This window comes from Rickettsiales endosymbiont of Peranema trichophorum, assembly GCF_004210275.1.
GTDB lineage: Bacteria > Pseudomonadota > Alphaproteobacteria > Rickettsiales > Midichloriaceae > RICK02.
On the sequence record NZ_SCFA01000026.1, the window covers coordinates 24000 to 30193 of the forward strand.

General features: G+C 40.9%; 5 protein-coding genes and 1 pseudogene. 2 read left to right on the forward strand and 4 right to left on the reverse strand.

Annotated elements, in window-relative coordinates:
- Window positions 1–17 precede the first annotated feature (17 nt).
- From EDM53_RS01170 to EDM53_RS01185, 4 genes are all read right to left on the reverse strand, one after another.
- Window positions 18–1124 (reverse strand): sensor histidine kinase, encoded by a 1107-nt coding sequence (locus EDM53_RS01170; RefSeq protein ID WP_165379531.1) that lies wholly within the window; start codon window positions 1122–1124, stop codon window positions 18–20.
- A 227-nt stretch (window positions 1125–1351) separates the two neighbouring features.
- Complete coding sequence (locus tag EDM53_RS01175) at window positions 1352–3154, reverse strand: aminopeptidase P family protein (RefSeq protein ID WP_130121614.1); 1803 nt, start codon at window positions 3152–3154, stop codon at window positions 1352–1354.
- Between the two features lie 20 nt (window positions 3155–3174).
- A complete protein-coding gene (locus EDM53_RS01180; protein ID WP_130121616.1) occupies window positions 3175–3759 on the reverse strand; it encodes a spore coat protein U domain-containing protein in 585 nt (194 codons plus the stop codon).
- A gap of 77 nt (window positions 3760–3836) precedes the next feature.
- Window positions 3837–4373, reverse strand: coding sequence for a shikimate kinase (locus tag EDM53_RS01185; RefSeq protein ID WP_130121618.1), 537 nt, complete (start codon window positions 4371–4373; stop codon window positions 3837–3839).
- Between the two features lie 549 nt (window positions 4374–4922).
- Here EDM53_RS01185 and pdhA point away from each other — a divergent pair.
- Together pdhA and EDM53_RS01195 are read left to right on the forward strand one after the other, a co-directional pair.
- Complete coding sequence (gene pdhA / locus EDM53_RS01190; protein WP_130121622.1) at window positions 4923–5885, forward strand: pyruvate dehydrogenase (acetyl-transferring) E1 component subunit alpha; 963 nt, start codon at window positions 4923–4925, stop codon at window positions 5883–5885.
- Window positions 5872–6194 (forward strand): annotated as a pseudogene (locus tag EDM53_RS01195) (alpha-ketoacid dehydrogenase subunit beta); the annotation flags it as partial. The gene pdhA and the pseudogene EDM53_RS01195, both read left to right, overlap by 14 nt.

Consider the following 6194-nt stretch of genomic DNA (forward strand, 5'->3'; position numbering starts at 1 on the left):
GATTTATACGGGTGGATTTATACTGGCAAGCTCACGACCACTCTCAGGCCATTATATGGGCTCTTTGCAAGCCTGACCTGACCTCCGTGGCTCTGGACTATACTTTTGACTATAGCGAGGCCTAAACCATACCCATCCTTACTTTCATCTAGTCTATGAAAGGCGCTAAATGCCGCTTGATACATACTTCTCTTTATGCCTTTTCCGTCATCATCAATGATGATGTAGATGCTTGATAATCTTTTTGTTATTGTAATGACTATTTTATCTTTTGCATGCTGTATCGCATTATTTAGGATGTTAGAGCATGCACGTTTTATAGCCTGTGGCCTTATAAACATCGTATAAGAGTTGATTCGCTGTTTCAGTTCAATTCTCGCATCCTTGTATTGAAGTAGCGCATCATGCAAAAGTGTTACAATATCTACGGATACAACTTCTTCATTACCTTCACCTTTTGCAAAGTTTAGGTATCCTTTAACCATCCTTTCCATTTCGATGACATGTTTATCAATTGCTTCCACTATTGCTTGTGGATTTGTTGAATCTGCAAGCAAAGCAAGTTGCAATTTGAGGCTGGTTAATGGTGTCCTCAAATCGTGCGATATGTGAGCTAGGAGTTCTGTTCGATGACGGATTTGGTGCTCTATTCTTTTTTTCATCTTAATAAAAGCACGACCAGCCATTCTAATCTCCTTTGACCCAGATGGTTCAAAATCAACGTTTAGTCCCTTACCAAAGGTATCAGCTGCTTCTGCCAGCTTTAAAATCGATTTGATCTGATTTCGCATAAAGGTTATTGACACTGCCACCAACAAAATGGATGTTCCTATCATCCAAAGAATGAAAATGTATGTAGTGGGACTTCGAAATCGTTTTGTGGAAAATTCTATCACTACTACATCATGATTAATTTGACCTGCAACTATAACAGTTGCGCCGTTTCTTGAGTAACTCAAGAACAGAGGGAGCTCTACTACTTGCCTTAGTCTTTGATCGAAAGTAAGTAGTGATGCGTCGTTATAACTTGGCGGGACTGTTTTCTGATAAACGTTCAAATCCTGATTTGGTAGAGTGAAGGTGTGTAGGCGCAAAAAATCGATGTCTGGTAAGGGAGGTTGCATGTTTCCTTTGCCACTTAACGCAACTGAGAAAATGTACCTAATTTCACTAATCAATGCATTTTGCATTTGTAGAGTAACGTTTTCCCAGTGTCGTTGGTAAAAGATGAATGCGACAACAAGCTGTAATAACAATATTGGAATCAATATTATCAAAAGGAATCTAAAAAAGAGCGTTTGAGGTAGAAATCGCATAAACTATAATCATGTATGTTCTTGAAACCACCATACTATTGGTACGAAGCGCCTTGTGTTTGATTTTTCAGCCAAAGGCGCTCTGGTCCATCTAGATGTTGTGCAATTAAATCGTACACTCTTTGATGATAGCTATAGAGCCATTTCTTTTCCTGAGCAGTTAGCAGCTCAAACAACACGAGATTCAGTGCGATTGGCACCATTGTAATCACTTCAAACTCTAGGAATCGTATGGACGAGGGAGCATCAGGTTGATTAGAGTATCGAACGATCATCACGTTTTCAATTCGAATGCCATATTGACCATCCTTATAAAACCCAGGTTCATTTGATACTACCATACCTGGTTGTAACGGCACATTGGCTAGAATGTTATTGGTAATTCTTTGTGGTCCCTCGTGGACGCACAGAAAGTGTCCTATTCCATGACCAGTGCCGTGTCTGTAATCCAGGTAGGATTGCCACAGGTGGTATCTTGCCAACACATCCAGTTGTAAGCCCGTTGTTCCCACTGGAAACTTAGCTTGGGCTAGTTGTATATGGCCTTTTAGGACCATAGTAAACCTATATTTCTGTTCTTCGGTTGCTTGACCAAAGCATAGAGTTCTAGTCACATCTGTAGTGCCATTCAAATAGTGCGCACCAGAATCTAGCAGATATAGGTTATCAGTACCTATAATTTTCCTACTATTTGGTTTTGCATTGTAGTGGACTATTGCGCCGTTGGAACCATAAGCGGAAATATCGTGGTAGCTAGATCCTTGAAAGTATTTGCGTTCTTTTCTGAAGCGCAACAGGTGTTCTGAGGCTTCTATTTCGTCGATCCCACTGACTACAGATTGCTCCAGAAAGTGGAGAAACTTACAGAAGGCGATGCCATCCTCAATGTGGCAAGTTCTGAACCCTTCAAGCTCCACATCGTTTTTTACAGACTTTGCTATTATACAAGGATCTGGCAAGTCGATAATCTGGTGTGTGTAAGGGTTGTGATAGCACAGTGCTGGTACTGTGTCTCGGTCCATTGCTATGCTTTTGCCTTCTTTCAATAGGTCAGCGTAGCACTTCCACCATCTGTCTATTGTATCTATCTTTACTTCTGCCAAAGATAGAAGTTTGTGTTGTTGATAAACGTATAGGGTTAATTGGCCTTGTTTACTTATCAACAAATATGAAAGTAGCAGTGGTGTGTAGGGGACGTCTGAGGCTCTTATGTTAAGCAACCAACATATAGAATCTGGGCTTGTTAAAAGCAAGTAATCTGCTTGTTTTGGTATGCGTTCAAGTAGATGCTGTACCTTTTCTGTTCTGTCACGGCCTGTGAGTGTGATATCAAGATCTATCACCTTGCTTTGCTTAAGCTTTGGTTTATTTAACCACACCATATCAATTAAGTCGTCGTATATAGGAACTAGCTTGACACCGCACTCTTCTAGGACTTTTTGATACTTTTTGACTCTGTTCTGTGTATATAATCCTGGATTATACCCCACTGTCAGACCATCGTCGAGTGAGTATTTAGCCAACCAGTGAAATGGGGAGTGTTCTGCAATATCTATAACGTCGACATCTTTGTCTACTTCAAGGCGTGCCTGGGTCAGATACCTACCGTCGGTAAGAAGTGCGGTTTTGTGTTTTAAAACGATTGCAAGGCCGTTGGACCCGGAAAAGCCAGTAAGCCACTCTAGCCTCTTTAGATGGACTGGTACATACTCATTGTTAAACTCATCTGTAGATGGTACGATATAACCGTCTATTTTGTACAGTGGGTACAGATCTAGTAACTTTGGTATGTTGTTGGTACTTGTTGGCACTATAGTTTTTACCTTTGCTTGACCCATTATCTGATACCAATACCGTATTAATAATCCAATGTCACGGTTATATCATCGTAATATGTATCAGCAGAAGCGAACCGTTGTATTGGGACTTTCATATATATTGGGAACATATGAGTAGCGCTGTTTTGACCTGAGCGGCCGCTTAAGGTATAGCGATTGGTAATAGTATATGTGCCTCCGAAACCGTTACCAAGGATTTGAACATAGGCGCCATCTTTATATATATTGTAGTGTAGGCCAAGACGTCTTTTAGTGCCTTTCTGCTGTCTGTCAGTACTATCAATTGTTTGTGCGCCAGCACTAAAAAGCAGCTCATATGAAATATCATTACTAGCATTGCTTAGGTTGGTACACTTTACGGTCGCTGTACCAATTGTAGTACTTGGTGAAGCGTTAAGGGGGTTATAAGTCACGGTGAGGGGTGTGATGAAAAGGCTACATTGACAAGCATTTGGTATGGAACAAGCTGCATTAGCTGAACTTCCCAGTATATTTGATAATAAGAAGGTTAGCGGCAGGCTCGTTTTAGTCAGTAAAATCCCATATATGTTGAAAAGCCGTTGCATATTTCTCATAACACCTAGGTATCTCCAGATCTGCAACATATGTTATCGCTTTTTTACATTTATTGCCAGATTTAGCAAACTTGTGGCAGAACTACAATTTGAGTATACACCTTATGTTATGATCTTTCCATGTGCTTTAGCTTTAACAAGATGTCATCAACAATGTAGTGAACATTTGAATTTCTATTTTCAACTTTAATATCTGCCTCTTCGTAAATGGGATAATATTCTAGGACCATTTGTTCTATGATCTTTAACTTATCGCCTGTATCCAAACCTGGGCGTGTATTCCTTCTGCTGACCCGATTGTAGGTTGTGTCTATGTCGCTATAAAGCCATACTGAGACGCCATGGTCCTTGATTAGCTGACGAATGCTATCGTTCATGAAGCTATTTCCGCCTGTTGAAAGTACTACCTCACCGTAGCCTAATATCTCTTTTATCACTTCTTCTTCTTTTGCACGAAAGTAATTTTCTCCGCGGTAATCATGAATATCAAGCACGGATAAGCCCTCACGCATTTCCATTACATGATCGCTATCATAAAATTGCTTGTTTAGCTTTTGCGCAAGTTTTTTTCCTATAGTGCTCTTGCCGCTTCCTACCATACCTATCAGGACAATAGGTTTATTTACTTTGATCTTGTGATGCACCTTTTTTAAGATGTTGATACGTTGTTGCTACCATTAGTTCTTAACATAAGCCATATTTGGTAGCGACGCAAGTCGGTTTTGGTGATCTTTCCAACAAATTCCAGCGGTCACAAGGTGAATAAAAGGAAAACGAATAAAAACAAAGCATTTTGGCAATCTTCTGCTTTTAGTAGTCTAGGCATTGGTATACTAAGAGCTTAGAATGCTCATCAAATAAACGTACAAGAAATTGTAAAAGACTGAATTGTATATTGCACAACAAACCTTAGTATATTATGTTTGTAGATATGTACAATTCAACTCATAAACAACTAGCAGCTATGGACAGATTAGGTACAACAGTCAGAATTACGAACGCTGGAAAATGCTGCAAAAGCACCTGGAATCAAGCGTTGCGCATCACTTGTGAATAAGTGTTGTGATGTTGTAGGGCTTGTTGCAGTAATTGTGCTAGTGTACGGCACTTATCTTTGTGAAGTTAATCAGTAGAGATGTATGAGAAAAACAAAGGAGATAACAAACAATCCAAAGGAGTGTGATATTCAGGGGATGTCTTTCGCATTACTAAAGAAGGCGTACTTTGATATGCTGCTTATCAGAAGATTTGAGGAAAAAGCTGGGCAGTTGTACGGCATGGGTTTAATAGGTGGTTTTTGCCACTTGTATATAGGACAAGAAGCTGTGGCGGTTGGGGTGCAAACCACTCTCAAGAAAGGAGACGGTATCATTACGGGGTACAGGGATCATGGCATCATGCTCGCAGCAGGTAGCGATCCAAGAACTGTGATGGCAGAGTTACTGGGGAAGGAAACTGGCTGTTCAAAGGGAAAGGGTGGCTCGATGCACATGTTTGACTTAGAAAATGGATTTTATGGTGGGCATGGTATAGTGGGGGCTCAGGTACCTATAGGTACAGGCTTGGCTTTTGCTTACAAGTATCAAAACTTAGACAACATAGCGGTCGTTTACTTTGGTGATGGAGCGGCGAATCAAGGTCAAGTTTATGAGGCCTTTAATATGGCAAAGCTTTGGAGCCTCCCTGTCCTATACATTATAGAAAACAACGAATATGCGATGGGAACATCTGTTGCGAGGGCATCAGCAAGTACTGAATTATACAAGAGGGGCGAGCCGTTTGGTATCGTTGGCAAAAGGGTGGACGGCATGGATTTCTTTGCTGTTCAAAAAGCTACGCAAGAGGCGGTGCAAAGCATTAGAAATGGTGGTGGTCCCCTTTTATTGGAGATGAAGACGTACCGATACAGAGGGCACTCGATGTCTGATCCTGGACAATATCGTTCCAAAGAGGAAGTAACGAAGTATAAAGAGATAATGGATCCAATAGCTAACATGGCGTCTTATTTATTGGATCACGATTTATGTAGTGGTGACGAGTTGCGTACAATTGAGAAGCAGATCAAAGAGATTGTGACTGATGCGGCTACTTTTTCTGAGACTAGTCAACAACCACACATTAACCAATTATATCGAGAAGTATATGCAAACCGTTAGTGTCAGGAGTGCAATCAGAGAGGCTCTTCTCGAAGAAATGGAGAAGGATGAAAAAGTCTTTCTTATAGGGGAAGAGGTAGGGGAGTATGGTGGGGCCTATAAGGTGAGTCAAGGTCTACTAGAGAAGTTTGGGCCCAAAAGAGTGATAGATACACCGATCACAGAGCATGGTTTTGCTGGTCTTGCTGTAGGTGCTGCCTTTGCAGGTTTAAGGCCTGTAGTAGAGTTCATGACATTCAATTTTGCAATGCAGGCGATTGATCAGATCGTCAACTCATCTGCTAAAACATACTATATGTCAGGTGGCCA

Coding starts and splice junctions, on each gene's coding strand:
- EDM53_RS01170 (WP_165379531.1), bottom strand. CDS start 1,124: ATGCAACCTCCCTTACCAGACATCGATTTTTTGCGCCTACACACCTTC.
- pdhA (WP_130121622.1), top strand. CDS start 4,923: ATGTCTTTCGCATTACTAAAGAAGGCGTACTTTGATATGCTGCTTATC.
- EDM53_RS01175 (WP_130121614.1), bottom strand. CDS start 3,154: ATGGGTCAAGCAAAGGTAAAAACTATAGTGCCAACAAGTACCAACAAC.
- EDM53_RS01180 (WP_130121616.1), bottom strand. CDS start 3,759: ATGTTGCAGATCTGGAGATACCTAGGTGTTATGAGAAATATGCAACGG.